At 70.6% G+C, this 25,764-nt stretch carries 24 protein-coding genes; 13 read left to right on the top strand and 11 right to left on the bottom strand.

The window, feature by feature from the left end; translation table 11 throughout:
• Positions 1-55: 55 nt before the first annotated feature.
• Together ABZ664_RS09070 and ABZ664_RS09065 are read right to left on the bottom strand one after the other, a co-directional pair.
• On the bottom strand, positions 56-202 hold the full coding sequence (locus tag ABZ664_RS09070) for a hypothetical protein (protein ID WP_362505347.1): 147 nt from the start codon (positions 200-202) through the stop codon (positions 56-58).
• Between the two features lie 149 nt (positions 203-351).
• Positions 352-720, bottom strand: coding sequence for a hypothetical protein (locus ABZ664_RS09065; protein WP_362505344.1), 369 nt, complete (start codon positions 718-720; stop codon positions 352-354).
• Positions 721-1,159: 439 nt separating this feature from the next.
• Between ABZ664_RS09065 and ABZ664_RS09060 the strand changes: the two genes are divergently transcribed.
• The 5 genes from ABZ664_RS09060 to ABZ664_RS09040 all read left to right on the top strand — a co-directional run bounded on the left by ABZ664_RS09060 (position 1,160) and on the right by ABZ664_RS09040 (position 9,018).
• Positions 1,160-2,149, top strand: coding sequence for a LuxR C-terminal-related transcriptional regulator (locus ABZ664_RS09060; RefSeq protein ID WP_362505341.1), 990 nt, complete (start codon positions 1,160-1,162; stop codon positions 2,147-2,149).
• Positions 2,150-2,321: 172 nt separating this feature from the next.
• Complete coding sequence (locus ABZ664_RS09055) at positions 2,322-6,410, top strand: Pls/PosA family non-ribosomal peptide synthetase (RefSeq protein ID WP_362505338.1); 4,089 nt, start codon at positions 2,322-2,324, stop codon at positions 6,408-6,410.
• A 22-nt stretch (positions 6,411-6,432) separates the two neighbouring features.
• Complete coding sequence (locus ABZ664_RS09050) at positions 6,433-7,725, top strand: M1 family metallopeptidase (RefSeq protein WP_362505335.1); 1,293 nt, start codon at positions 6,433-6,435, stop codon at positions 7,723-7,725.
• A 22-nt stretch (positions 7,726-7,747) separates the two neighbouring features.
• Positions 7,748-8,173, top strand: coding sequence for a DUF2809 domain-containing protein (locus tag ABZ664_RS09045; protein ID WP_362505332.1), 426 nt, complete (start codon positions 7,748-7,750; stop codon positions 8,171-8,173).
• A 35-nt stretch (positions 8,174-8,208) separates the two neighbouring features.
• Positions 8,209-9,018 carry a DNA-formamidopyrimidine glycosylase family protein gene (locus tag ABZ664_RS09040; protein ID WP_362505329.1) on the top strand — a complete coding sequence of 270 codons (810 nt, stop codon included), beginning with the start codon at positions 8,209-8,211 and terminating at the stop codon, positions 9,016-9,018.
• 107 nt (positions 9,019-9,125) lie between these two features.
• Here the strand turns inward: ABZ664_RS09040 and ABZ664_RS09035 are convergent, their stop codons facing one another.
• Positions 9,126-9,980: a tryptophan 2,3-dioxygenase family protein gene (locus ABZ664_RS09035; RefSeq protein ID WP_350943850.1), complete on the bottom strand. Its 855-nt coding sequence runs from the start codon at positions 9,978-9,980 to the stop codon at positions 9,126-9,128.
• Positions 9,981-10,129: 149 nt separating this feature from the next.
• Between ABZ664_RS09035 and ABZ664_RS09030 the strand changes: the two genes are divergently transcribed.
• Positions 10,130-10,555: an Lrp/AsnC family transcriptional regulator gene (locus ABZ664_RS09030; RefSeq protein ID WP_362506312.1), complete on the top strand. Its 426-nt coding sequence runs from the start codon at positions 10,130-10,132 to the stop codon at positions 10,553-10,555.
• A gap of 266 nt (positions 10,556-10,821) precedes the next feature.
• Here the strand turns inward: ABZ664_RS09030 and tnpA (ABZ664_RS09025) are convergent, their stop codons facing one another.
• Positions 10,822-11,235 (bottom strand): IS200/IS605 family transposase, encoded by a 414-nt coding sequence (tnpA, locus tag ABZ664_RS09025; RefSeq protein WP_362506309.1) that lies wholly within the window; start codon positions 11,233-11,235, stop codon positions 10,822-10,824.
• 41 nt (positions 11,236-11,276) lie between these two features.
• On the opposite strand from tnpA (ABZ664_RS09025), the gene ABZ664_RS09020 reads away from it, so the two are divergent.
• Positions 11,277-12,419: a transposase gene (locus tag ABZ664_RS09020; RefSeq protein ID WP_362505325.1), complete on the top strand. Its 1,143-nt coding sequence runs from the start codon at positions 11,277-11,279 to the stop codon at positions 12,417-12,419.
• Between the two features lie 97 nt (positions 12,420-12,516).
• Here the strand turns inward: ABZ664_RS09020 and ABZ664_RS09015 are convergent, their stop codons facing one another.
• The gene (locus tag ABZ664_RS09015; protein ID WP_362505322.1) at positions 12,517-13,878 is read right to left on the bottom strand and encodes an alpha/beta hydrolase; all 1,362 of its coding nucleotides are present in this window, start codon (positions 13,876-13,878) and stop codon (positions 12,517-12,519) included.
• 34 nt (positions 13,879-13,912) lie between these two features.
• Positions 13,913-14,593 carry a GntR family transcriptional regulator gene (locus ABZ664_RS09010; protein ID WP_362505319.1) on the bottom strand — a complete coding sequence of 227 codons (681 nt, stop codon included), beginning with the start codon at positions 14,591-14,593 and terminating at the stop codon, positions 13,913-13,915.
• 124 nt (positions 14,594-14,717) lie between these two features.
• Between ABZ664_RS09010 and ABZ664_RS09005 the strand changes: the two genes are divergently transcribed.
• The 4 genes from ABZ664_RS09005 to ABZ664_RS08990 all read left to right on the top strand — a co-directional run bounded on the left by ABZ664_RS09005 (position 14,718) and on the right by ABZ664_RS08990 (position 18,754).
• Positions 14,718-16,097 carry an MFS transporter gene (locus ABZ664_RS09005; RefSeq protein ID WP_362505316.1) on the top strand — a complete coding sequence of 460 codons (1,380 nt, stop codon included), beginning with the start codon at positions 14,718-14,720 and terminating at the stop codon, positions 16,095-16,097.
• Between the two features lie 495 nt (positions 16,098-16,592).
• On the top strand, positions 16,593-17,150 hold the full coding sequence (locus tag ABZ664_RS09000; protein ID WP_362505313.1) for a GNAT family protein: 558 nt from the start codon (positions 16,593-16,595) through the stop codon (positions 17,148-17,150).
• Between the two features lie 269 nt (positions 17,151-17,419).
• Positions 17,420-18,235: a CbiX/SirB N-terminal domain-containing protein gene (locus ABZ664_RS08995; RefSeq protein WP_362505310.1), complete on the top strand. Its 816-nt coding sequence runs from the start codon at positions 17,420-17,422 to the stop codon at positions 18,233-18,235.
• A 111-nt stretch (positions 18,236-18,346) separates the two neighbouring features.
• Positions 18,347-18,754, top strand: a complete 408-nt coding sequence (locus ABZ664_RS08990; protein WP_362505307.1) for a nitroreductase family deazaflavin-dependent oxidoreductase — start codon at positions 18,347-18,349, stop codon at positions 18,752-18,754.
• A gap of 132 nt (positions 18,755-18,886) precedes the next feature.
• On the opposite strand, the gene pgeF is transcribed toward ABZ664_RS08990, so the two are convergent.
• From pgeF to tnpA (ABZ664_RS08975), 3 genes are all read right to left on the bottom strand, one after another.
• On the bottom strand, positions 18,887-19,573 hold the full coding sequence (gene pgeF / locus ABZ664_RS08985) for a peptidoglycan editing factor PgeF (RefSeq protein WP_362506306.1): 687 nt from the start codon (positions 19,571-19,573) through the stop codon (positions 18,887-18,889).
• 132 nt (positions 19,574-19,705) lie between these two features.
• On the bottom strand, positions 19,706-20,890 hold the full coding sequence (locus tag ABZ664_RS08980; protein ID WP_362505304.1) for a transposase: 1,185 nt from the start codon (positions 20,888-20,890) through the stop codon (positions 19,706-19,708).
• Positions 20,883-21,305 carry an IS200/IS605 family transposase gene (tnpA, locus tag ABZ664_RS08975; RefSeq protein WP_362505301.1) on the bottom strand — a complete coding sequence of 141 codons (423 nt, stop codon included), beginning with the start codon at positions 21,303-21,305 and terminating at the stop codon, positions 20,883-20,885. Before tnpA (ABZ664_RS08975) ends, ABZ664_RS08980 begins: the two co-directional genes overlap by 8 nt.
• A 154-nt stretch (positions 21,306-21,459) precedes the next feature.
• Between tnpA (ABZ664_RS08975) and ABZ664_RS08970 the strand changes: the two genes are divergently transcribed.
• Complete coding sequence (locus tag ABZ664_RS08970) at positions 21,460-21,825, top strand: PH domain-containing protein (RefSeq protein WP_362505298.1); 366 nt, start codon at positions 21,460-21,462, stop codon at positions 21,823-21,825.
• Positions 21,826-21,929: 104 nt separating this feature from the next.
• On the opposite strand, the gene glgA is transcribed toward ABZ664_RS08970, so the two are convergent.
• On the bottom strand, positions 21,930-23,105 hold the full coding sequence (glgA, locus tag ABZ664_RS08965) for a glycogen synthase (RefSeq protein WP_362505295.1): 1,176 nt from the start codon (positions 23,103-23,105) through the stop codon (positions 21,930-21,932).
• Between the two features lie 48 nt (positions 23,106-23,153).
• On the opposite strand from glgA, the gene glgC reads away from it, so the two are divergent.
• A complete protein-coding gene (glgC, locus tag ABZ664_RS08960) occupies positions 23,154-24,380 on the top strand; it encodes a glucose-1-phosphate adenylyltransferase (protein WP_362505292.1) in 1,227 nt (408 codons plus the stop codon).
• A gap of 186 nt (positions 24,381-24,566) precedes the next feature.
• Here the strand turns inward: glgC and ABZ664_RS08955 are convergent, their stop codons facing one another.
• Entirely contained in the window at positions 24,567-25,718 is a 1,152-nt protein-coding gene (locus ABZ664_RS08955) for a mechanosensitive ion channel domain-containing protein (RefSeq protein ID WP_362505289.1), read from the bottom strand.
• Between the last annotated feature and the right edge of the window lie 46 nt (positions 25,719-25,764).

Genomic DNA, 25,764 nt, shown 5'->3' with positions numbered 1-25,764 from the left:
ACTTCTCGGGCTCGGTGCCCGTGACGAATGGTTTTCTGGGTTTCTCCTGGTCGGCTCACTGCCAGCCGGCGCCGCCCGCCGGGGTGCGGGCCGCGGTGGCCGTGAGGCCGGCCCTCATCCCGGGCACGGCCGCGGCGACGAGAAGGGCGGTGAGAGAACGGGCGCCGAGTGCGGGGGCGATGCGACTGACCGTGGTGCTCATTGTTCTTCTTTCCTTTCGACCGGCGATTCTCGGCGCCCTTTTTCTGTTTCACGGGTGATCTCCGAATTACGTTTCCGGATATTTCCCGCTTCGTTCTGACACTTTGATTCTTGAGCGATCGTGGTTGCTTGCGGAAGCCCTGGAGCCTGTCAGCGCGCTGCAATGGCAGGACGCTGACAGGCCTCCTCGTCGAAGGACTCAAGACGCCCGAGTGCGAGGTCGAGGTCGGTGCCGCAGGCCACCAGCGACCACCCGGAGAGTTCGGGCACGCTGCGGAGAGCACGCAGACACAGTCGGGCCGCGGCGCTCTCGGCCTCGTCGAGGGTGGGCCTGCGGATGAAGAGACCGAGATGGATTCCGGCGGGATGCTGCTCGCTGTAGATGTGCTCTATCCCGTCGGCGGACTCCGCCAGCACCAGAAGAAGGTGGCGGAGCTCACGCGCGGGCATCCACCCACCGTCCGGGGCCAGGTGGCCTTCGATCTGGGGGGCACGCAGGCGCGCGTTGATGAGATACATGAATCGACCGTGGTTCGCGCGCGGCGAATCCACCAGGTATTTCCCCTGTCAGGTCCATGGCGTGGCAGCATCATGCCAGCGCGCCCCGCTCCCGCGGCCCGATGCCGGCGGCCCCGCACGACGCCCCCGCAGACCCCGCGTCCCACCCCGGCAGGACCCCCGGACGACGTCCCGCCACACCCCGCGTCCCACCCCGGCAGGACCCCCGGACAGCGTCCCCGCAGGCCTCGCGCCCACCCCGGAAGGCCCTCGGAGGACACCCCGCCACACCCCGCGTCCGAAGAAGGATCCCAGCGGACCGGCACGCCCCGGCGGGGGCGGGGGCGATCGCGTAACCCGGTCATCACTGCGCCCGGCTACTTTTCAAGCTGTGATCGTCGTGGGTCCCGCCCACCGGATCGTGTCTCGGTCATGCTCGAACCGTGGAGGAGTCGTGCTCATGCTGCTTGGCATCGGGTCCGCCGAGGAAACCGTCTACCGCACCATTCTGGAGAACCCCTCCTTCGGGGTGACCGAGCTGAGCCTGGAGCTGGGATGGCCGGTCCACCGGATCCGCGCCACCCTGGACGAACTGGCCAAGTTGTCACTCCTGCGCCCCTCCTGGGAGGAGCCGGACGTGCTGCGCCTGGTCCGCCCGGAGGTGGGACTCTCCGCGCTGCTGGCCAGGGAGGAGGCCGCGCTGCTGGCCAAGCAGCAGGAGATCGAGCGGAGCCGGACGGCCGTCGCCCAGATGATCGCCGCCTACGGCGACCACCACCCGGCGCGCTCGGACGGCGACTCCGAGGCGCTCGTCGGCATCGACACGATCCGCGGCAGGATCGAGGAGCTGGTCGACGGGTGCCGGCAGGAACTACTCGGGTTCGAACCCAAGAGCGCCCAGACGCCGGAGAACATCCTGGCGAGCCGCCCGCTGGACGAGACCCTGCTCGACCGTGGCGTGACGATCCGCATCATCTACCCCGACAGTGTCCGCAACGACCAGGCGACCACCGGATACGCGGCCTGGCTCACCGGTAAAGGCGGCCAGGTCCGCACCACCCCCGGACTCCCGCTTCGCATGCTCATCTTCGACCGCCGAACGGCCCTGCTGCCTACGGACCCGGCCGACAGCAGCGTCGGAGCGGTTCTGCTGCGCGGGGCGGGCGTCGTCGCCGCCCTGGTCTCCCTGTTCGAGCAGACCTGGGGGACCGCCGGCCCTCTGGGCGAGGAGCGCATGCGCGACGAGAAGGGCCTCAGCGACCAGGAACGCGAGGTGCTCCGCCTGCTCTCGACGGGGTTGACCGACGAGGCGGTGGCCCGCAGGCTCGACGTCTCGGTGCGCACCCTGCGGCGCGTCACCGCCGAACTGATGGAACGGCTCGGGGCTCGCAGCCGGTTCCAGGCGGGGTGCCTCGCCGCGGCCAAGGGATGGCTGCCCTCCTGCCCGTGACGACGCGGGCCGCCCCCGACGTACGGTGATCACTCAGGCCTCGCGGCCATCTGGGTGAAATGTGCCCGAAAGGGAAGGTTCATGTGAGGTACGGCCCCACGGAGGAAATGCGTTAACCCCGTGCACGTAGGCTGTCCCGGGCCCACAGGGCGCGTACACATGGGGGAAGCCAGTGATTCCGTTACCGGTCGGCACCGGCATGCCGTCGCGAGCGCTCCTGCCCGGAGGGGCCGCGCCGCAGGTCAGGACGTTGCTGGACATCCTCGACCAGACCACGCGACGGCACCCCCACGCGCTCGCCCTGGACGACGGTAAGACCCGTCTCGACTACACCGGGCTGCGGGCCGAGGCGAACCGGATGGCCCTGGAGATGCGGGCGGCCGGGATCGGGCGCGGGGACCGGGTCGGGGTGCGGATTCCCTCGGGCACCGTCGGCCTGTACGTCGCGATCGTCGCCGTGCTCACCGCCGGGGCCGCCTATGTGCCGGTGGACGCCGACGACCCCGACGAGCGGGCCGACCTGGTCTTCGGCGAGGCGGGGGTCCGCGCCGTCATCGGCGACGGCGGGAAGATATCCCCCTACGGCGACCCGTACGAGCACCTGGACGCCTCCTCTGGTGACGCCGCGGCCGGCCGCGTCGGGCACCTCGGTGAGCTCTCCGGTGAACCCTCCGCCGAGCAGGGTGTCGAATGTGAGATTCACCACCTTCACGGCCCCGAGCACCTCGCGCCTGAGCCCCGGCGCACCGGCGGCTCCGAGCTCGACTACGCGGCCGAGCTGCACGGCGGGGGCCCGTACCACGGGCGCGGTGCAGACGCGACGGGCGGGAGAGCGGGCGAGGAGCGAAGGCGGGTCGGCGAGCGCCCCGGCCCCGAGGACGACGCGTGGATCATCTTCACCTCCGGCTCCACCGGCAGGCCCAAGGGGGTGGCGGTGACCCACCGCAGCGCCGCCGCGTTCGTGGACGCCGAGGCGCGGCTGTTTCTCGTGAAAGAGCCGATCGGCCCCGGTGACCGGGTGCTGGCGGGGCTGTCGGTGGCGTTCGACGCCTCCTGCGAGGAGATGTGGCTCGCCTGGCGTCACGGGGGTTGCCTGGTGGCGGCGCCGCGCGCGCTGGTGCGCACCGGCATGGACCTGGGGCCGTGGCTGCTGGACATGGGCATCACGGTGGTGTCGACCGTACCGACGCTGGCGGCGCTCTGGCCCGTCGAGACGCTCGACGACGTACGACTGCTGATCTTCGGTGGCGAGGCGTGTCCCCCGGAGCTGGCCGAACGGCTGGCCGTGCCGGGGCGCGAGGTGTGGAACACCTACGGTCCGACCGAGGCGACGGTGGTGGCGTGCGCGGCGCCGCTCACCGGGGAGGGCCCGGTGCGGATCGGGTTGCCGCTGACGGGCTGGGACCTCGCCGTCGTCGGCAAGGACGGCGAGCCGGTGGCCATGGGAGAGACCGGCGAACTGGTCATCGGCGGAGTCGGGCTCGCCAGATACCTGGATCCGGTCAAGGACGCGGAGAAGTACGCGCCGCTCACCTCGCTCGGCTGGAAGCGCGCCTATCGCAGCGGCGACCTGGTGAGGGCGGAGCCGGAAGGGCTCATCTTCGTCGGGCGGGCCGACGAGCAGATCAAGCTCGGCGGGCGCAGGATCGAGCTGGGCGAGGTGGACGCGGCGCTGCAGGCGCTACCCGGGGTCGCCGGGGCGGCCTCGGCGGTCCGCACGACCGGCGGCGGACACCAGTTGCTCATCGGCTACGTCGTGCCCGGCGAGGAGTTCGACCGGCGGGACGCCGGAGACCGCCTCCGCCACTCCCTGCCCGCCGCGCTCGTCCCCAGGATCGCCATCGTGGACGAGCTCCCGACGCGCACCTCCGGGAAGATCGACAGGGACGCCCTGCCCTGGCCGCTGCCCGGCAGGCCGGGGACGGCGGAGACGCCGGACTCCGGCGTGCCTGACGTCGACCCGTGGGTGACCGAGTGCTGGACGGACATCCTGGGCGGCGTCGAGGGCGACTTCTTCGCCGAGGGCGGCACCAGCCTCGCGGCGGCGCGGCTGGTCTCGACCCTGCGGACCCGCTACCCGGCGGTCACCGTCGGCGACGTCTACGACCACCCGACGCTGGCCGGGCTCGGCAGGCACCTGTCGGCGCTCGACGCGCCGGAGATCGTGACCACCGACCGGATCGTCACGCCGATGCCGCGCCGCGCCGCGATCGCGCAGGCGGCGCTCACCGTGCCGCTGCTCAGCGTCGGCGCGCTGCGCTGGGTGGTGGCGCTCGCCGCGCTGAACAACCTGGCCGGATCTCCCTGGGCTCCTGCCGTCTCGTGGTGGTGGGTGCTCGCCGGCGCGCTGCTGTTCGTCAGCCCCGCCGGACGGATCGCGCTGGCCGCGGGCGGCGCCAGGCTGCTGCTGCGCGGCCTTGAGCCCGGCACGTACCCCAGGGGCGGCGGCACGCATCTGCGGCTGTGGTTCGCCGAGCGGCTCTCCGAGCGGCTCGGCGTGGGCGAGGTCTCCACCGCCCCGTGGCTCACCCACTACGCGCGGGCGCTCGGCGCCCAGGTCGGCGACGACGTGGACCTGCACTCGATGCCGCCGATCACCGGGATGCTCAAGCTGGGCAGGTACGCGGCCGTCGAGCCCGAGGTCGACCTCAACGGCTACTGGATCGACGGCGACCAGGTGCGTGTCGGCGAGATCAAGATCGGGGCCTCCGCCACGGTCGGCGCCCGCACCACCCTGTTCCCCGGCACGAAGATCGGCAAGAACGCCCAGGTGGCGCCCGGCTCAGCGGTGGCGGGCTCGGTGCCCTCCGGGGAGCGCTGGGCGGGTGTGCCCGCGAGCCGGACGGGCAAGGCCCGGCCCGCGGCCGTCGACCGCCCGCCGCGCTCGTGGCCCTGGGCGACGGCGTACGGGCTGTCCGCGCTGGTTCTGAGCCTCTTCCCGGTGATCGCCGCACTGCCGGGCCTCGCCATCCTGCTGCGCGACGGCGCCCCCTCCCTGCTCTCCGTCCTGTACGGGGTGCCGCTCGCCACCCTCGCCTCGGCGGCCACCCTCGCCCTGCTCACCGTGGCCTCGGTGCGGCTGCTCTCGGTCGGCCTGCACGCCGGGCAGCACCCGGTGCACAGCCGCCAGGCCTGGCAGGCGTGGGCGACGGGCCTGCTCATGTCGATGGCGCGGGTCTGGCTGTTCCCGCTGTACGCGAGCATGGTCACCCCCGCCTGGCTGCGCGCCCTGGGCATGAAGGTCGGCCGTGACGTGGAGCTGTCGACGGTGCTGGCCCTGCCGTCGATGACCTCGGTCGGCGACGGCGCCTTCCTCGCCGACGACACGATGGTCGCGCCGTACGAGCTGGAGGGCGGGCGGCTGCGGGTCGGCCACGTGCGGATCGGCAAGCGCGCGTTCCTCGGCAACTCGGGGATGACCGCGCCGGGGCGCAAGGTGCCCAAGGACGGGCTGGTCGCGGTGCTGTCCGCGACGCCGAAGAAGGCCAAGGCGGGCTCGTCGTACCTGGGGATGCCTCCGGTGGAACTGCGCAGGTCCGCCGAGGAGGGCGATCGGAGCCGTACCTACGACCCGCCGCCGAGGCTGAGGTTCGCCCGCGCCGCGGTCGAGGTGTGCCGCGTGGTGCCGGTGATGTGCACGGTCGCCGTGGCCGTGCTCGTCGCGGCGGCCGTGGAGTGGCTGGCCGGGGCGTACGGCTTCGCGGTGGCGGCGGCCCTGTCGGGCGTGGCGGTGCTGGGCGGCGGGGTGCTCGCCGCGGCGACGGCGACCGTCGCCAAGTGGGTCCTGGTGGGCAGGATCGCGGTGGGCGACCGGCCGCTGTGGAGCTCGTTCGTGTGGCGCAACGAGCTGGCCGACACCTTCGTGGAGGTGCTCGCCGCGCCCTGGTTCGCCCAGCGCTGGCTGGGGACGGCTCCGCTGAACCTGTGGCTGCGCTCCCTGGGGGCGCGGGTGGGCAGGGGCGTGTGGTGCGAGACCTACTGGCTGCCGGAGGTCGACCTGGTCAGCCTGGGTGACGGGGTGTCGGTCAACCGGGGGTGCGTGTTGCAGACGCACCTGTTCCACGACCGCGTGATGAGCATCGATACTGTCGTCATGCGGGACGGATCCACACTCGGCCCCCACGGGGTGGTCCTGCCCGCGGCGACGATCGGGGAGAACACCACGGTCGGACCGGCGTCCCTGGTGATGCGCGGTGAGTCCGTGCCCGCCGGGACCCGCTGGTTCGGCAACCCGATCGCGGCCTGGGCCCGGCGAGGATAGCGCGCGAACAGAGGAAGCCGGTGTGGCTTTGAGCACGACCTCCACCCTCCAGCTGTACTTCCCCATGCACGGCGACGACGGCTACCGGGTGGAGCACTACGACCTCACCCTCGACTACCGGGTGGGCCCCAACCGCCTGGGCGGGGTGGCCAGGATCTCCGCGGTGGCGCTGCGGCCGCTCACCCGGGTCGCCTTCGACCTCGGCGCCCTGCGGGTGAGCGGCGTGCTGGTCGACGGCGCGCCGGCGCGTTTCACCCACCGCGGCGGCAAGCTCCACCTGTCGCCCGCCGGGCTGCGCCCCGGCCGGTTCACCGTCGAGATCCGCTACGCGGGCACCCCCCGCCCTGTGAGCAGCCACTGGGGCGGGCTCGGCTGGGAGCAGCTCACCGACGGCGTCATCGTGGCCGGCCAGCCGATCGGGGCGCCCTCGTGGTTCCCGTGCAACGACCGGCCGGACGACAAGGCCACCTACCGGATCTCGGTCACCACCGCCTCGGTGTACCAGGTGATCGCCAACGGGGAGCTCGTCTCCAAACGGCGGGCGGCCTCGACGACCACGTGGGTGTACGAGCAGGCCGAGCCGATGTCCTCCTACCTGGCGAGCGTGCAGATCGGCCGCTACCAGCAGGCCGAGGCCGGTCCGGGGACGCGGCTGGTCTTCCCCGCCGGATACGCCACGCGGGTGCGCCACGACTTCGGGCGCCAGGAGCGGATGATGGAGGTCTTCCGCGAGCGGTTCGGCCCCTACCCGTTCGGCTCCTACACCGTGGTGGTCGTGGACGACGAGCTGGAGATCCCGGTCGAGGCACAGGGTATGTCGATCTTCGGGGTGAACCACGTGGACGGCAAACGGGGCGAGGAGCGGCTGGTGGCGCACGAACTGGCCCATCAGTGGTTCGGCAACAGCCTCACGGTGGCCGACTGGAGCGGCATCTGGCTGCACGAGGGGTTCGCCTCGTACGCGGAGTGGATCTGGTCGGAGAGTTCCGGCGGCCTGTCCTCCGACGACCACGCGCACCGCTGGCACCGCCGCCTTTCGGCGCTCCCGCAGGACTTCACGCTGGCCGACCCGGGTCCCCGGCGGCTGTTCGACGACCGCGTCTACAAACGCGGCGCGCTCACCCTGCACGCGCTCCGGCGCACCGTCGGCGACGACTCCTTCTTCGCGCTGCTCAGGGAGTGGACGGCCGGGCACCGCCACGGGACCGTCACCACCGACGCCTTCACCGCGCTCGCCGCGCGCCGCACGACGCGGCCGCTGGACGACCTGTTCGCCGGCTGGCTGCACGGCCGCCCCCTGCCCGCCCTCCCCTGACCTTCGTACATCGGACAACGCGATGGCCCTGATGGAAGATCCCTCCTCCCGCACGCGCCTGCTCGCCGCGCTCGCCGCCGTGGTGACCGTCGCCGCCGGGCTCACCGTCCGCGCGGTCACCGGCGGCTGGTTCGGCAAGTACGCGGGCGACGCCCTCTACACCGTGCTCGTCTACGCGCTGGTGGTGCTGGTGTGGCCCCGGATCACGCCGGTGCGGGCCGCGATCGGCGCGCTGGCGTTCAGCTGGGCGGTCGAGCTGGCCCAGCTGACGCCCGTTCCCGCCGCGCTCTCCGAGGTGAGCGTCGTGGCCAGGCTGGTGCTCGGCAGCACGTTCGGCGCGGCCGACCTCGTGGCGTACGCGGCCGGGGCCCTTCTCGCCGCGTCGGTCCACGCCCTGGCCCGGCGCCGTTCCCGGCGTCGGCGGGAACGGGCGTCCGCCGTGCCCTGAGCATCGCCGCGCGGATCGTATGATTCTCATCAATCATGCCTGAAGGACACACCATTCATCGCCTCGCCCGAGAGCATCGGCGGGCGTTCGGCGGACGGGCCGTGCACGCGGAGAGCCCCCAGGGGCGGTTCGCCGCCGGGGCCCTGCGGATCGACGGGCGGGTGCTCACCGAGGCCGACGCCCACGGCAAGCACCTGCTGCTGGGTTTCGACGACGAGCGGTGGCTCCACGTCCACCTGGGCATCTACGGCAAGTACGCCTTCGGCCCGGTCCCCGTGCCCGCCCCGACAGGGATGGTGCGCCTACGCCTGAGCAACACGGGCGAGTACGCCGACCTGCGCGGCCCCAACACCTGCGAGCTGCTCGACCCCGCGGGAAAGGCCGCGCTGCACGCCAGGCTCGGGCCGGACCCGCTGCGCGCGGACGCCGATCCGGAGATCGCCTGGCGGCGGATCAGCCGCAGTCGCGTCTCCGTCGGGGTCCTGCTGATGGACCAGTCGGTCGTCGCGGGGGTGGGCAACATCTACCGCGCCGAGGCGCTGTTCCGCCAGGGGGTCGACCCGTCACGGCCCGGCCGCGACCTCACCCACGGCCGGTGGGAGGCGATCTGGGCGGATCTGGTGCTTCTGATGGCCGACGGCGTCCGGGTGGGCCACATCGACACGGTCAGGCCCGAGCACACTCCGCAGGCGATGGGCCGCCCGCCCCGCGTCGACGGCCACGGCGGCGAGGTCTACGTCTACCGGCGCTCCGGCATGCCCTGCTTCCTGTGCGGCACCGAGATCCGCACGAAGGTGCTCGCCGGCCGCAATCTCTTCTGGTGCCCGGTCTGCCAGGTCGGCTGACCTCCTCCCCGGTGGGGAAGGGCGCCGAGCGGGCCGCTGACGAGCGCGGGCATCGGAGAGTCCGAAGGATCTCGGAGGATCCTCGGGGTGAGGCGCCGGGGATCGCCTCACATCAGGGTTCTGGCCGTCCAGAGTTCGGGGAAGATCTCCCGTCGCATGCTCCGCTCCAGCCAGCTCAGGCCGCTCGACCCGCCTGAGCCGGGCTTGGCGCCCATCGAGCGGCGCACCGCCATCAGGTGCCGGTAGCGCCATTCGGAGAACTGCTCGGCCAGGTCGGTCAGCGCCTCGGCCAGCGGGGCGAGCGGGCCGCCGTACACCTCGACCCAGACCGCCTCGACCTCGGGGACGGGCTCGTGCTCGGTGGCGAGGTCGCGATCGAGCACCGCACGGGGGACGGCGTGGCCCGCGCGGGCGAGGAAGGCGAGGACCGAGTCGTAGAGGCTCGGCCGGTGCAGGGCCTCCACGAGCTCCTCGTACGCCTCGGGGTTGCGGCGGTGCGGCCGGATGAGCGCCTCGGACTTGTTGCCGAGCAGGAACTCCACATGGCGGTAGAGGGCCGACTGGAAGCCGGACCCCTCGCCGAGCGCGTCGCGGAAGGAGTTGAACTGCGCGGGGGTCAGCCAGCTCAGCGCGGCCCAGGCGGCGTTGAGCGCCTCGAAGTGCCGTACGGTGCGCTTGATCGTCGAGATCGCGGCGTCGGCGTCGTCCTCGTCGAGCTGCCGCTGGGCGAGGTGCCACTCGGTGCGGAGCAGTCCGAAGTAGAGCTCCATCACCTGGGTGGTGACCAGGAACGGCAGTTCCTCGGGAACGTCGGTGAGGGTGCGCTGGATGCCGCGCAGTGCGGCGGTCCCCACGTAGTCGTCGTAGGGCGTGCCCTCTTCGAAGCCCAGCGTCGGCAGCCCCTCGTTGGCCTCGGCGCGCGCCTTACGGTCCTGCTCTGTGAGCTGCTTGATGCCGGTCATCACTCCTCCTCCGCCTGCGTACCTCCATGGTGGTCTGTATCGGTCTGTACGGAAATAATGGAAGAAAGGCGATTATTGGGCTGAGCCTTCGGAACGTAAGGCATCGGGCAGATCAAGTTACGACGTGACGGAGTGTGACCGTGGACGCGATGGATTGGGCGCTGCTGGCCGAGTTGCAGGACGACGCACGTCTGTCGTACAGCGAGCTCTCGCGCCGGGTGCACCTGTCCGCTCCGGCGGTGGCGGAGCGGGTGCGGCGGCTGGAGGAGACCGGGGTGATCACCGGCTACCACGCCCGGGTGGACGCGGCACTGGCCGGGCGCGGGGTGGCCGCACTGATCAGGATGTCGTGCTACGGGCCCCGCTGCGTGCTCCGCGACGAGCAGGCGCTCGCCTGGCCGGAGATCCTGGAGGTGCACCGGGTGACCGGTGACGCCTGCTGCCTGCTGCGGGTGGCCGCCTCCTCGATGACGGCCTTCGAGGAGATGATCGACCGGCTCGCCCCCTACGGCCACCCGTCGAGCATGATGGTGCTGTCCAGCCCGGTCCCCTGGCGCCCGCTCTCCTCGCTCTGACGGACCTCCGACGGACCTCCGACGGGGTGGACCGTGGGTGGTTCCGCCAGGTCGGGCGACCCGGCTCGGTGGGCCTTCGCCGGACGGGCGCTCACCCTTCGGGGCGGGAATCGTTTCGAGGCCGGAATCGCGGGCCTTCTCCTGTCGAGGGACCTTTCAGCGGAATCTGGCGTGGAACCCCGGACGTTTACGCCCGGGAGGAAACGACAGCGCGGGAGGGCCTCCAGGCCCGAACGGTGCCGTGACGGCTGGTTCATGTGAGCAGATCAGTCCGGCCGTTTCTGGCTTTCGATGCACTCCTTGATGATCGACAGCGGGGCGCCGCCGCAGGAGGCGGCGACGTAGGACGGGGACCACAACTGCCCGCCCCACAGATATCGACGCACGTGCGGGCCGAACTCTTTGCGCAGCAGCCGGGCCGAGACGCCCTTGAAGGAGTTGACCAGGACCGACAGGGCCACTTCGGGCGGGTAGCCGACCAGCAAGTGCACATGATCGTGCTCGCCGTTGACCTCGGCCAGGACGGCGCCGACGTTGTCGCATACCTCGATCATGATGGCTTCACCGCGGTGCGGCATCTCGCCGGTGAACACTTTCCGCCGGTATTTGGGGGTGAAGACCAAATGGGCGTGGAGGCTGCAGACGGGCGGTGCGGCCCCTGCGGATATCGGGATCAGGATTTCACGGCGGCGACAGTAGCCGAAGGATAGTGTGTGCGATTGTGAAACTGGTGGTGCGGGTGAAGCTCCTGCCAACGCCCGAGCAGGCGACAGCGCTGGAGGCGACCCTGCGCGCGGTCAACACGGCCGCCTGCCAGGTCTCCCGCCACGCCCACAAGCAGCGCATATTTCGCAACTACGACCTGCGCAAGCACACCTACACGCAGATCAAGGACAGGTACGGGCTGGCCGCCCAGGCCGCGCAGCACGTCGTCAAGAAGGTCGCCGACGCCTACGCCACCCTGCACGCCAACCTCCGAGCCGGGAACCTGGGCAAGGCGGGCTCCGCCCGCCGGGCACGGGCCGAGTCCACACCGATCGTCTTTCGCGCCGACGCCGCCCAGCCGTTCGACGACCGCTGCCTGTCCTGGCAGATCGACGCGCGGACGGTGTCGATCTGGTCGGTGGCCGGCAGGCTGAAGAACCTTCAGTTCACCGCGTCCGCCCAACAGCTCACGACCCTGTCGGCCCACCGCAGGGGCGAGTCCGATCTGGCCTACCGCGACGGCAGGTGGTTCCTGATCGCGACCTGCGAGGTGCCCACCCCCCGCGTCAAGGACCCCGGCGCCTTCCTGGGCGTGGATCTGGGCATCGTCAACCTCGCCACCACCAGCGACGGCACCCGTCACTGCGGCAAAGCGCTGAACGCGGTCAGGCACCGCCAACGCGAGCTACGCCGCCGCCTGCAGTCCAAACGCACCAAGTCCGCCAAGCGGCTGCTCAAACGGCGCCGCCGCAAAGAAGCGCGGTTCGCCGCCAACACCAACCATGTCATCGCCAAGCAGATCGTGACCGAGGCAGAACGCACCGGCTCCGGCATCGCCCTGGAAGACCTCCAGGGCATCCGGGACCGGGTACGGCTTCGCAAGCCCCAGCGGGTCACGCTGCATTCCTGGAGCTTCCACCAACTAGGGAGCTTCATCGGCTACAAGGCGGCCCGGGCCGGGGTCGCCCTCATCCACGTCGATCCGGCTTTCACCTCCCAGCAGTGCTCGTCGTGTGGGCAGGTGGACCGCAAGAACCGGCTCGATCAAGCCTCTTTCTCGTGTACGTCGTGCGGCTTCGCTGAGCACGCGGACGTCAACGCAGCCCGCAACATCGCCGCACGCGGTGAGACGGGCTGGGCAGTGAGTCACGCTGCCTGACGCGGACCGGACCGTCGAAGCCATCGACGGCGAGGAGCTGCAAGCTCGGTCGTTCACGGCCGAGAAGCTGACGAGTCCTTCGATCGGTGGAAGCGCTTCAGGAGGGGGTTCGGTGCTCGGCGACCGCCCCGGCGGTGGCCCGCCAGATCGGTGAGGCGGGGTCGATGACGTCAAAATGATCGCCCGACATTTCGAGATATGTCACTTGATCGCCCGCCGCCTGGGCGGCTCGCGCGTAGCGGCGGCTGAAGTCCACCAGGTCCAGGTCGTCCCCGCCGCCCTGCACGATGAGCTGGGGCACTCCTACCGGAAGCCGTTCCAGCGGCCCCGAACTCCGATAGACGTCGGGCACCTCGGCGAGGGATCCGCCGAGCGCGGCGGCGACCGCGCCGGTGCCCGTGTGCCTGCGATCCCCCTCGGCCAGGTCGAGCACCCCCGCCAGGGAGACGGCCAGGGTGATCCGGTGGTCGTCGGCGGCGGCGCGCAGCGCGAGCTGTCCGCCCGCCGAGTGGCCGATCACCACGAGCGGGCCGTTCGCGCTCTCCGCCGCGAGGGCGACGCCCCGGGCGACGTCCTCGGTGGTCGCGTCCCAGCCGTGCAGGTCGGGGCGGCGGTACTCGAGGTTCCAGGCGACGAATCCGCGCTCGGCGAGGTCGACGGCGAGCGCGTCCATCAGGTCCGCGCCCCAGATCGAACGCCAGAAACCACCGTGCAGCAGCACCGCGGTGGGCACCTGTTCGCCGCTCTCCCCCGGCGCCGCGAGGGCCCGCCCGTCGATCCCGTCCGGCATCTCGTCCGGCGCCGCGGCGACGGGCGCCTGCCCCTCCGCCTCACCCGGCGGAACCGCGGACGCCTGCCCGGCGCTTCCGGGCGGCGACGTCGTGGCGAGGGCCTGCCCCCGCGCAGGATCGTCTCCGTACGGGGAGCGGACCTCCGCCCACTGGTCGGGGTGGTCACCGTAGGCGATCCTGCGCGCGGGCCGGCGCAGGCGATGGACGGCGTGCCTGATCGCCCAGGTCAGTCCCCAGATCCCCCGCCCGTGCATGTGGGTGCCCGACACGGTCCCCGCCGCCCTCGTGGCTCCGGTGGCGCCCACGCCACCGGCGGCCCCCGTGCCGCCCGTGGAGGCCGCGCCGTCCGCGGTCCCGGTGCCCGCCTCGGCCGTCGGAAGGGGCGCGTCGGCCTTCGCCGGGTGGGGCGTCATCGTCAGGTCGAGCCAGACCGCGTCGGGACGCTCGGAAGCCAGGCGGCGGGCCTCCGGATCCGGGCCCGGCAGGACGACCAGGACGTCCGAGGACTCCAGCACCGCCCGGAAGCCGGGCACGTCCGGGGTCGCCGACACCGTACCGGCGACCCCGAGCGCCGCGAACTCCCGGTCGGCCACCTCGGTGAGCAGGCGAAGATCCGCGACCACACCGGGGCCGATGAGCACGATCACATGCGGATTCGGAGGAAGCATCCGCTTATTGTGCCCCATTACACCCCGTTTACGACTAGGGGATATATGCCTTTATCAGTAGTTTCTCGGCGTCGTCCAGGTAGGTCTCCAGGGCCTGCTCGGCCTCGGCCACCCGTCCGGCCTCCATGAGCTCCACCAGCTCCATGTTGCGGACCACGAAAGGCTCGTGGAAGGCGCGGGGGTTCTTCATGACGTGGAAGACCAGGCGGAGCTCGGCCAGCAGCTGACGCATCACCTCGTCCAGGCGCGGGCTGCCGTTCAGGGCGGCGAGGTTCTGGTGGAAGCGGATGTTGGCCGTCCCGACGTCCTGCCAGCGCCCCTCGTCGGCGGCACGGGACGCCTCGGCGACGGCCTCCTTGATGACGGCGAGAGTCTCACGGGTGACGTGCGCGCTGTTTCGCACGGCGGCGCCCTCGATCACCCTGCGCATCCGGTAGAGGTCGGCGACGTCCTCCACCGACAGCACGCGCACGAACACACCCCGGTTGAGCCGATGCTCCAGCAGGCGCTCGTGGCCGAGCAGCCGGAACGCCTCGCGCAGGGTGTTGCGCGAGACTTCGAGCGCCGCGCCGATGCTCTCCTCGGACAGGCGCTGACCTGGGACGAAGAGCCCTTCGGCGATCCGGTCACGGAGGATGTCGGCGACCACCTCCGCCGCACTGCTGCGCCCGAGACGACCGCGATCGCGTTGTAGCGCTGCGGTGACGTTTTCCACGCCCCCAAGAAATCATCAAACAAACCTATTGTCGAATTGTTGAACGATTCTTATGTTGATGGAGACCGCAACACGAAGCGAACTCACGGGAACCTCCCCGACGAGAAGCTAAGGAGCACATGCGATGGCAAGCTCCCAGGCCAGGCGGGTCATCGTGGCCGGACTGGTCGGCACCTCCCTGGAGTGGTACGACTTCTTCCTCTACGGTTCGGCCGCGGCCCTGGTCTTCAACAGGCTCTTCTTCCCCACCTTCGAACCGCTCACCGGCACGCTGCTCGCGTTCCTCACCTACGCGATCGGGTTCGTCGCGCGGCCGCTCGGCGGCATCGTGTTCGGTCACTTCGGCGACCGGGCCGGCCGCAAGAACGTGCTGGTGGTGACCCTGCTGCTGATGGGCGTCGCCACCTTCCTGATCGGCCTGCTGCCCGGCTACGCCACCATCGGCGTGGCCGCCCCGCTGCTGCTCGTCACCCTGCGCTTCCTGCAGGGGCTCGGCCTGGGCGGCGAGTGGGGCGGAGCCGTGCTGATGTCCATCGAGCACGGCGACTCCCGCCGGCGCGGGTTCAACGCGAGCTGGCCACAGGTCGGCGTGCCCGCGGGAAACCTGCTGGCGGCGGGCGTGCTCGGGGTGATGTCCGCGGCGCTTCCCGAGGAGGCGTTCCTGTCGTGGGGATGGCGGGTGCCGTTCCTGCTGTCGGGCGCGCTGGTCGTCGTGGGCCTGTGGATCCGCCTGCGGATCGTGGAGTCTCCGCTGTTCAGCCAGGTCGAGCGGGCGGGCGCGAGGGCACGGATGCCGCTGCTCGAGGTGCTGCGCACGCACCCGCGCGCGCTGATCTCCGCGGGCCTGGCGCGCATCGGCGTGGACGTCGCCTTCTACATCTTCGTGACCTATGTCCTGGCCTACGTGACCGGTCCCCTCGCACTCGAACGCGGGGTCGCGCTGAACGCGGTGCTGATCGGCTCCGCCTTCCAGCTCTTCCTGATCCCGCTGTTCGGCGCGCTTTCCGATCGGGTCGGCCGCCGCCCGGTCTACCTGGCGGGCGTGATCGGGGCCGCGATCTGGGTGTTCGCCTTCTTCCCCCTGCTCGACACCAGGTCCTTCCCGCTGATCGTGCTGGCCTCGGTCGTGGCCCTCGCCTGCCACGCGGCGATGTACGGGCCCCAGGCGGCCTTCATCGCCGAGCTCTTCAGCACCCGCCTGCGCTACAGCGGCGCGTCCATGGGCTACCAGGTCGCCGGAATCTTCGGGGGCGCCCTCGCCCCGATCATCGCCCTGTCGCTGTTCGACCGGTTCGGCGGCACCCTCGCCATCTCGCTCTACGTGGTCGCCGCGCTCGCCGTCACCGCCGTGGGCCTCGCCATCGCGCCCGGAACTCACGACGACGGCCTTCCTGTGGCGCTCGACAGCACGCCCGACCTCGGCGGAGCCCGGGGCGGGGGGTCCGGCGCCATCGGCGACGGCGTTCCGGGAACGCGCACGGGGACCGCTTCCCGGGACGCCTGAGCCCCTCTCGCGGCCACCGTCCCTCTCCGGTGGTCGCGACCTTCTCCGAAGTACCGAACCATCCGGTGAATTCGGCGCGATTCACCGAACTCGCCGAGCCACCGACTCGTTATGAGTCCATACAAGCCCATCGGAGTACGTCAGGAACCGCCAGAGCCCGCCACGAGGGGAAGCCGGGCGGGCCGGTGGCAGGGGACGGCCATCCCCGGCCACCGCCCTCCGGCGCCCTTCCCCCAAAAGGAGGATCGACATGTCCGTCGAAGACGGCGTCGCTCCCTGCGAAGTGAGGCGGACCTCCACGCGAAGCCGACCGCACGGGAGCCGGCCCGTGTCCGATTCCGGACACGGGCGAGACCGTGTCGCCTGAGTCGTGGCACAGGAATCCCGGGCCTGGGCACACACGGAGCCATGCGTATAAGATCACTAAAATGATGGTATGTCCGCTTACCGGAAAGATCTCTAGCCGTGAGCGCTCCGAGACGTTAGCGTCTGCGCATGCGCCACGTTGAGATCTCGGGCAAGAGACTCCGGCTCAGGGAAATCACCATCGATGACGTGGACGCCCTGCACGCCGTATACGGTGACCCGACGGCCACCGAGCACCTGCCGTTCGACCCCCGCACGCGCGAGGAGGTCGAGGAAACGATCATCGAGGCGATCGACGCCTCGGAGGTCGAGCCTCGGCGTCTCTACGTGCTGGCGGTGACCGACCTCGACAACAGCGAGGCCTTCGGCGTCGCCCGGCTGCACATCGAGGCCGACCACCCGCACAGCGCGGAGATCGGCCTCGGGCTCCGTCCCGACCACTGGGGCCGGGGCATCGGCACCGACCTGATCCGGCTGATCCTGACGTTCGGCTTCCGCGATCTGCGCCTGCACCGCATCTGGGGCGCCCGCTCCCCCGCCAACACCGCCGCCCAACTCGCGATGCTGGTCGCCGGGATGGTCGAGGAGGGCAGGATCAGGCACCACGTACGAGCCCGCGGGGTCTGGCGCGACTCCATCGTGCACTCGGCGCTGGAGGACGAGTGGGAGGGGCACCGTGACGTCTGACCTGACGGGTTTCCCAGCCGAACACCGCCCACCCACCCACCATGAACCGGTCACTCGCCGACGCGCCGGTCGTGACCCGGTCGCACGCCGGACATGAGCCGACCGCGTACCGGCCGCGAGCAAAGCGCATACCGGCTGTGAGCTGGGCGCACGCCCGGTCACCAACCCGCCCGGAAGCCGGGTTCCCCACCCCTTTCCACAAATGTTGTGACGGAAATGCTGCCGTTTCCGGTCACGGGAAGTGTCAAATGCCCCTAGAGTCCGCGCATGTGAGCGAGAGTCCCATCCTCCCCGTACGAGGGCGCCCGGTACGGCCCTCCGGAAGGCACCGCAGGCCCGTGCCCTCCCAGCTCCCGCCCGAGGCCCCAGCACTCGTGCTGGCCGCGCTCGGCGACGCCTCCGGCACCGCCGCGGAGCTCGCGGCCCTCATCCGGGGGGACAATCCACAGATCCAGGTCCGACTGGCCGCGCTCGGTGAGGACGGCAAAGGACTGACCTCCGAACTGGAGGCGGCGGCGAGGGAGCGCCCCGAGGACGCGACGGCCGCCATCGTGGTTCCGCTGCTGACCGGCCCGCACCCGGTCGCCGACCAGTTGATCTCCGCGGCGGTCGCCTCCAGCAAGGTCCCGGTGACGGTCACCGCCCCCCTGGGGCCGCACCCGCTGCTTGCCGAGGCCCTGCACATCCGCCTGTCGGAGAGAAGCCTGGCGCGGGCCGACCGGATGCGGCTGCTCAACGTCTCCAGCCCGGTCGACGCGGTCATCCTTGCCACCGTCGGCGGCGAGATCGCGGCGGCGGAGGCACAGCCGACGGCGGTGCTGCTGGCCTCGCGGCTCACCCTGCCCGTCCTGGTCGCCTCCCTCGACAGCGCGCCCACCGTGGCGGACGCGGCCGGGCGGCTTCGCGGCATCGGCGCCCAGCGCATCGCCGTCTCCCCCTGCCTGCTGGGCCCTGAGGCACCTTCAGGGCTCGCGAACGCGGCCGCGGAGGAGATCGGGGCCGAGTGCGCCGAGGTCCTCGGCACGCACGATCTGATCGCAGACCTGGCCGCCCGCGCCTACGGAAGCATCCTGTCGGCGGATTGATCGACCCGGTGTGATGGATTCCCTCTGTCGATTATTGACCCGCGCAATCGTCAGAGGGAATAGATCACACTGTCGGGCATCGACCCGCGCAATCGTCAGAGGGGATAGATCATGCTGTTCGGAAAAGAGCATGTGGCGAGATATCAGGCGACCGACGGCGCCGAGGGACACGAGTGGCAGGGCACCACGACCCTGATCCTCACCACCGTCGGCCGCAGGTCCGGCGAGCGGCGCTCCACCCCGCTCATCTACCAGCGCCACGGCGACGACCTCCTCGTGGTCGCCTCCAAGGGGGGCGCCGACGATCCGCCGCTGTGGTACCTCAACCTCCAGGCGGACCCCGAGGTCGAGGTCCAGGTGCTGGGCGACCGGTTCAAGGCCAGGGCACGCACCGCCACCCCGGAGGAGAAACCGGAGATGTGGTCGATCATGGCCGCGGCCTGGCCCGCCTACGACGACTACCAGACGAAGACCGAGAGGGAGATCCCGGTGGTCGTGCTGGAGCGCGCCGCGTCGTGATCGACACCGCGTGACCGGGGAGGGCCGGGCGGGGCCCGTAGGCGACCGCGACCGGAGGGGACCGGGCAGGTCCCTAGGCGACCGGGACCGGCCTTCCCTCCGTACGCGGGCCAGGACCGGGGTGAGGGCTGGTCAGGGCTCCAGCCAGACGTAGCCCGCGAACCTGCCGGTCGTCCCCTCCCCGCGATGGGAGAACAGGTCAGGGCTCTCGATGGTGCAGCGGGTGTCGTGGGTGATCTCCCCGACACCCGCCTTGCCCAGCTGCGAGGTGATCGCGGCCCGCAGGTCGAGGGCCGGGGTGTCCTGGCGGGTGATCGACCACGCCTCGGGAAGCATCACCGCGACCTCCTCACGCATGTCCGCGGGGACCTCGTAGCAGGTGCCGCAGGCCATCGGGCCGATCAGCGCGGTCATCCTCGCCGGGTCCGCTCCGCGCCCGGCCATCTCCTCGACCAGGGCCGTGACGACGCCGGACATGGTGCCGACCCGGCCCGAGTGCGCGGCGCCGACCAGTCCGGCCTCCGGCTCGGCCAGCAGGACGGGCGCGCAGTCGGCGCAGAGCGCGGCCAGGCCGAGGCCGGGCACGTCGGTACAGACCCCGTCCAGCGGCGGCGGGTCGTCGCCGAAGGGCTCTCTGACATAACGGACGTCGGCGCTGTGGACCTGCCGCATGAACACGACCCGCTCCAGGCCGAACTCAGCGGCCGTCCTGGCTCTGTTCTCCGCGACCGCGTCCGGCTCGTCGCCGCACATACCTCCCAGGTTGCGGCTGCGGTACGGACCGGCGCTGACACCACCGTGACGATCGGTGATCCTCATCTGAAAGTTCACCCGCCGACCTTACCCGCCCAGGAACCTGCCCCCCGGGACGTTCGTTTCACAGAGACACAGATCCCCCTACAGATTGCGAACGTCGTGACTCCTCCGCTTCCTGAAGGGAGCGGCTTCTCGTTAAGCCGCTTGCGCGACATCGCGAAGGGCAAGCCCTGCCCTGAGGATGTTGATCGCCGCGTTCACGTCGGCGTGCGCGACGTGTGCGCACCGCTGACAGCGGAACTCGGCTTGGGTGGGGCGGTTCTCCTTCGCAACGTGGCCGCAGGCGGCGCACGTGCGGGAGGTGTTGGCGGGGTTCACCGTGATCACTTCTCGACCGGCGCTTTCAGCCTTGTCCGCGAGGATCGTCAGGAACACCCCCCAACCCGCGTCGAGAATCGAACGGTTGAGGCCGGACTTCTGGGCGACGTTACGGCCGGGCGCCTCGACGGTGCCGGACGCCGAACGGGTCAGGTTCGCGATCCGCAGGTCCTCGCAGGCGATGACGTCGTGGTCGCGGACCAGCGCGAGGGCGGCCTTGTGCACGCCGTCCAGGCGTTGACGACGGACCTTGCCGTGCAGGGCGGCGACCCGCGCCACCGCTTTGCGGCGCCGGTTGGAGCCGCGCTTCTTCCTGGCGAGGTCGCGCTGGGCGGCAGCGAGGCGGTCGGCGGACGCGGCCAGGTGACGAGGGTTGTCCAAGTGCTCGCCGTCGCTGGTGGTGACGAGCGAGGCGACGCCCAGGTCGATTCCGACGGCCGTGCCGGTCGTGGGAAGCGGTTCGGCGGGTACGTCATCACACGACAAGATCACGTACCAGCGCGAACCTTCCCGCTTGACGCCGATCGTCTTGACGATGCCGCGCATGGCGCGGTGCTGGTGAACGCGGACATGCCCGACGCCCTGGAGGCGGAGGTAGGTGGCGGTGGGGTGTTCGGGCTGGGAGTCCCAGCGGCAGCCGTCGCCGTCTTTGGGCCATTCGACGGTGTCGAGGCGTCCGTTGCCCTTGAAGCGGGGAAAGCCCGGCGTGCGCCCGGCCTTGACGCGGGCGAAGAACGCCGCGAACGCCTTGTCCAGGCGGCGCAGGGTGGCCTGCTGGGAGGAGAACGACCACCGGCCCTGGCCGCCCGCGTCGGTGGCGCGGATGTGCTTGAGGTCGGCCGACTGGTCGCCGTACTTGATGCTCACGCCCGCCATGCGGTACGCGGTGCGGCGGTGCTCCAGCGCGGCGTTGTACAGAGCGCGGTGATCGTCCAGGCAGGCGGTCAGCGCGACCTGCTGGTGGGCGGTCGGACGCAGCAGGAACTTCAACGAGCTACGCACGAGCCCCCCCACCGGTGGGGACGCGCTCGTATCGGGTCTCGATGTAGCGCTGCACGGTATCGGCGGACACCGCGCCGGTCGTGGCCACGAAGTACGACCGTGACCACAGCGTCGGCAGTTGGGAGCGCAGGTGCGGAAACTCGGCACGCAGGTGGTGGGAGGTGAAGCCCTTGAACTGATTGGCCACATGCGACGGAGAGTTCTTCGGGTGCGGCTTGACGAACAGGTGTACGTGGTCGGGCATCACCTCAAGCGCCACGATCTCCCGTCCGTGCTCGTCGGCCTTGGCGCGAATCAATTCCTCAAGGAGGTCCTTGACCCGCCCGCCCAGGACCGGGCGGCGGTACTTCGGGCACCACACCACGTGGTATCCGAGGTCGTACGCCGCGCCGGGGGTGCGCACTTGACGGGTCACACGATCACTATGACAGTGCCGTCCATCTAACGTGCGACGATCGGAGATCCCCCATGCGCAGACCTGACCGGCCAGGGCACGCTCGGGCCTTGACGGCCCTCCCGCTCCCGATTCCCCCGTCACCTAAAGGCGACGGCCCCCTAAGGAGGATCTGATGGCTCAGGTTGTGTACGACCGCAAGGAGCAGTACCAGCAGATCGAGAGCGGCCTCATGCCCGGCGAGCAGATCATCGCCGTCTACGACGCCATCGGTACCGGCACCGGTTTCCTGGGGCTCACCGACAAGCGGGTGATCGTGCAGGACAAGTCGTTCGTCGGCAAGAAGATCGCCATCACGAGCATCCCCTACAACAAGGTCTCCGCGGTGAGCGTGGTGAGCAACAAGTCGATCGCGGGCTCGTTCTTCTCCTCGGGGGCCATCGCGATCCACGTGGGCACCCACACCTACGAGGTGGAGTTCCGGGGCGACAACAAGGCGCACCACGTGCACAACGTGATCCTGCACTTCATCACCGCCTAGGACCCCACCTCGTCACCGCCGGAGACCACCGGGGAACCACCGCGGGAGACCACCGCCGTAGGCCCCGCCTCGCGAGAGACCGTCACCCGGCGGAGGCCGGCAACCTACCGGCGGGCGACCTGCCGGTAGAGCTCCATCGTCCGCTCGGCGATGCGCTCCCAGGAGAAGTGCTCCACCGCGCGGATCCTTCCCGCCTCGCCCATCCGGGTGGCGAGGGCTGGATCGGCGAGCAGCCGGTTGACGCGCTCGGCGAGGTCGGCGGCGAAGGCGTCGGGGTCGTGCGGGGTGCCGTCGGCGGCCTGGTCGATCGGGACCAGCAGGCCGGTCGAGCCGTCGGCCACGACCTCGGGGATGCCGCCGGTCGCGGTGGCCACGACGGCGGTCTCGCAGGCCATCGCCTCCAGGTTGACGATGCCCATCGGCTCGTAGACGGAGGGGCAGACGAACACGGTGGCGTGGGTGAGGATCTGGATCACCTCGGGGCGGGGAAGCATCTCCGAGATCCACACGACGCCCTCGCGGTCGAGCCCGCGCACGAGCGCGGTCACCTCGGCGGCGATCTCGGGCGTGTCAGGGGCTCCCGCGCAGAGCACCAGCTGGGCGTCGGGGTGGAAGTCGCGTGCCGCGTGGAGGAGGTGGACGAGGCCCTTCTGCCGGGTGATGCGGCCCACGAAGACGACGTAGGGCCTGCTCGGGTCGATGCCGTGCCGTTCCAGGACGTCGGTGTCCCGGTCGGGGGCGTACTCGCCGGTGTCGATCCCGTTGTGGATCACTGTGACCCTCTCCGGCGAAATCTCCGGATAGCTCGCCAGCACGTCGCGGCGCATCCCCTCGGAGACCGCGACGATCGCGTCGGCGCTCGCCAGCGCGCCGCGCTCGGCCCACGATGACAGCGTGTAACCGCCGCCCAGCTGCTCGGCCTTCCACGGCCGCAGCGGCTCCAGGCTGTGCGTGGTCACCACGTGAGGCGTCCCGTACAGCATCTTGGCGACGTGGCCGGCGAAGTTGGCGTACCAGGTGTGGCTGTGTACCAGGTCGGCGCCCTCACACCCGGCGGCCATCTCCAGGTCGACGCCGAGCACCTGCAGCGCTGCGTTGGCCGTCTCCAGCCCGCCGGGCACCCGGTAGGCCGCGACGCCCTCCTCCGGTCGTGGTGCTCCGAAGCAGCGGACCCGGGTGTCGGCGAGCCTGCGCAACTCCCGGGCGAGGTATTCGACGTGAACTCCCGCCCCTCCGTAGACGTCGGGGGGGTATTCACGGGTCAGCAGATCCACTCGCATGCGATCAGCCTAGTGTTTCATCCCTGTTCATCAGGTTAAGGTCCACCTATGAGAGTCCTCGCGATCGTGCTCGCCGGTGGAGAAGGTAAGAGGCTCATGCCTCTGACAGCTGATCGAGCGAAGCCTGCGGTGCCTTTCGGGGGGATATACCGGCTCGTCGACTTCGTACTGTCCAATCTCGCCAACGGCCACTACCTCCAGATCGTTGTGCTGACGCAGTACAAGAACCACAGTCTCGACCGGCACATCTCCCGGACATGGCGCCTGTCGGCGATGCTCGGCAACTACGTCACACCGGTCCCCGCCCAGCAGCGCCTCGGGCCGCACTGGTTCTCCGGTTCCGCCGACGCGCTGTTCCAGAACCTGAACCTCATCTACGACGAGATGCCCGACCACGTCATCGTGTTCGGCGCCGACCACATCTACCGCATGGACCCGCAGCAGATGGTGCGGCAGCACATCGAGAGCGGTGCCGAGGTGACCGTGGCCGCGATCCGGCAGCCGCTCTCACTCGCCGACCAGTTCGGGGTCATCGAGACCGACCCCGCCGGGCGCAAGATCACGGCCTTCCGCGAGAAGCCGAAGGACGCGGTGGGCCTGCCCGACGCGCCCGACCAGGTCTACGCCTCGATGGGCAACTACGTCTTCAAGACCCAGTCGATGATCGACGCGCTGAGGGAGGACGCGCTCGACCCGACCAGCAAGCACGACCTGGGCGGCAACATCATCCCGATGATGGTGAAGTCGGGCAGCGCGGAGGTGTACGACTTCGCCGACAACATCGTGCCCGGCTCCACCGAGCGCGACCGGGGCTACTGGAGGGACGTCGGAACGCTCGACGCCTACTACGAGGCCCACATGGACCTCATCTCGGCGCATCCGGTCTTCAACCTCTACAACAGCAGCTGGCCCATCTACACCGGCCACGATCCGCTCCCCCCGGCCAAGTTCGTGCACAACGACGGCGACCGGGTGGGCAGGGCGATCGACTCCCTCGTCTCCGCGGGCGCGATCGTCTCCGGCGGGCTCGCCGAGCGTTCCATCCTCTCCCCCGGCGTGGTGCTGCACTCCCACTCCCAGGTCGAGGACTCGGTCCTGATGGGCAACGTGAAGGTGGGCCGCGGCGCCATCGTCCGCAAGGCCATCGTCGACAAGAACGTGATCATCCCGGACGGCGCCAGGATCGGCTTCGACCTGGAGTACGACCGCAGCCGCTTCGCGGTGACCAACGGCGGCATCGTCGTCATCGGCAAGAACGAGATCGTCGAGCGCTGACCCCCGCCCCTCTCGCCGGACACCGAACGTCGGCGGCCTCGCCGAGGCCACCGACGCCGTGCGGGCGCACATGGTGGCCCTCGTCCGCGAGTCGGCCGCCGGAGCGGGGGTCCTGCGGACTCCGGCGGCCCCGGTGGAGCTCCCTGAAACAGAACAAACCGGATGCCCTGGCGCCTGCCTGTCGCCTCAGACCGGATCCGGCTGGTCTCCGTCCCGCTGGGCGAAGCCGTCCCGCTCGCGGGCGTCCCCGCCCAGGCCCCGCGACATGAGCCCCGCGCCCATCAGGCCGGTGAGCGTCCCGGGAACGGTCGCGGAGGGGGGCGGGGTCTCGACCCGGAAGCGGGGCAGCGCCTCGGGATACCTGTCGCGGACGAAGGCCACCATGTGCTCGCGCATGTCGCACTTGAGATCCCAGGCGCTGGCGGAGTCGGCGGCGCTCATCAGCGCGCGCAGCTCAAGCAGCCCGTTGGGAAGGGTGTCGGTGACCTGCAGGGTCCAGTCCTTCTGGTCCCAGAGCGGGTGCTCGCGCAGGGCCCGGTAGAGCTCGGCGCGCAGCTCGTCCACCGGCACCGACCAGTCGACCCGGATCATCACGTGACCGATCACCCGGCTGCTGTGCCGGGTCCAGTTCTCGAACGGGTTCGCCGTGAAGTAGGAGACCGGCAGGACGAGCCGTCGCTCGTCCCACAGCCGCAGCACCACGTAGGTCAGGCTGAGCTCCTCGATTCGGCCCCACTCCCCCTTCACCACCACGACGTCGTCCAGGCGGAGCGCGTCGCTGAAGGCCAGCTGCAGCCCGGCGAGCATGTTTCCCAGGGTCGACTGGGCGGCGATGCCGACGACGACCCCGGCGATACCCGCCGAGGCGAGAAGTCCGGCTCCCAGCGCCCGCACCTGCGGGAAGGTGAAGAGCATCGCGCCCAGAGCCAGCACGATGATCACCGCGGAGGCGACCCTGCGGACCAGGGTGATCTGGGTGCGGATGCGGCGGGCTCTGCGGTTGGCCTCGCCCTCGACGGCGATCAGGCGTTCCAGGACCACGTCGGTGACCGCGTAGGCTGCCTGGATGATCAGCCAGGTGGCGCACCCGATCATCGCCAGGCTGAGAGCGCGGTCGATCACCTGGCCGAGCGAGCCCTCCGCCATGCCCGGTTCGTAGATGGTGTGGGCCGTCGCCACGACGGCCGTGGCGAACCCCGGCCAGGTGCAGCGGTGCACGAGCGGACCGGCGAGGACCCATCTCTCGCCGATCAGCCGCGAGCGCAACACCCGTCGCACCACCTCCACCGCCACGACGGCGGCGACGATGGAACCGATCATGATGATCCAGCTGGACACGTGAGGCGTCCCCCTCGTCGTCTCTCTGCCCCGTCGTTCTCTTCCC

It is taken from the genome of Streptosporangium sp. NPDC006930 (assembly GCF_040635605.1).
Taxonomy (GTDB): domain Bacteria; phylum Actinomycetota; class Actinomycetes; order Streptosporangiales; family Streptosporangiaceae; genus Streptosporangium.
This window is presented reverse-complemented; position numbering and strand designations above follow the sequence as displayed.

Excerpts from the sequence above, each read along its gene's own strand:
- ABZ664_RS09070 (WP_362505347.1), bottom strand. The coding sequence starts at position 202 with ATGAGCACCACGGTCAGTCGCATCGCCCCCGCACTCGGCGCCCGTTCT.
- ABZ664_RS09065 (WP_362505344.1), bottom strand. The coding sequence starts at position 720 with ATGTATCTCATCAACGCGCGCCTGCGTGCCCCCCAGATCGAAGGCCAC.
- ABZ664_RS09060 (WP_362505341.1), top strand. The coding sequence starts at position 1,160 with ATGCTGCTTGGCATCGGGTCCGCCGAGGAAACCGTCTACCGCACCATT.
- ABZ664_RS09045 (WP_362505332.1), top strand. The coding sequence starts at position 7,748 with ATGGCCCTGATGGAAGATCCCTCCTCCCGCACGCGCCTGCTCGCCGCG.
- ABZ664_RS09040 (WP_362505329.1), top strand. The coding sequence starts at position 8,209 with ATGCCTGAAGGACACACCATTCATCGCCTCGCCCGAGAGCATCGGCGG.
- ABZ664_RS09035 (WP_350943850.1), bottom strand. The coding sequence starts at position 9,980 with ATGACCGGCATCAAGCAGCTCACAGAGCAGGACCGTAAGGCGCGCGCC.
- ABZ664_RS09030 (WP_362506312.1), top strand. The coding sequence starts at position 10,130 with ATGGATTGGGCGCTGCTGGCCGAGTTGCAGGACGACGCACGTCTGTCG.
- ABZ664_RS09015 (WP_362505322.1), bottom strand. The coding sequence starts at position 13,878 with ATGCTTCCTCCGAATCCGCATGTGATCGTGCTCATCGGCCCCGGTGTG.
- ABZ664_RS09005 (WP_362505316.1), top strand. The coding sequence starts at position 14,718 with ATGGCAAGCTCCCAGGCCAGGCGGGTCATCGTGGCCGGACTGGTCGGC.
- ABZ664_RS09000 (WP_362505313.1), top strand. The coding sequence starts at position 16,593 with ATGCGCCACGTTGAGATCTCGGGCAAGAGACTCCGGCTCAGGGAAATC.
- ABZ664_RS08990 (WP_362505307.1), top strand. The coding sequence starts at position 18,347 with ATGCTGTTCGGAAAAGAGCATGTGGCGAGATATCAGGCGACCGACGGC.
- pgeF (WP_362506306.1), bottom strand. The coding sequence starts at position 19,573 with ATGAGGATCACCGATCGTCACGGTGGTGTCAGCGCCGGTCCGTACCGC.
- ABZ664_RS08970 (WP_362505298.1), top strand. The coding sequence starts at position 21,460 with ATGGCTCAGGTTGTGTACGACCGCAAGGAGCAGTACCAGCAGATCGAG.
- glgA (WP_362505295.1), bottom strand. The coding sequence starts at position 23,105 with ATGCGAGTGGATCTGCTGACCCGTGAATACCCCCCCGACGTCTACGGA.
- glgC (WP_362505292.1), top strand. The coding sequence starts at position 23,154 with ATGAGAGTCCTCGCGATCGTGCTCGCCGGTGGAGAAGGTAAGAGGCTC.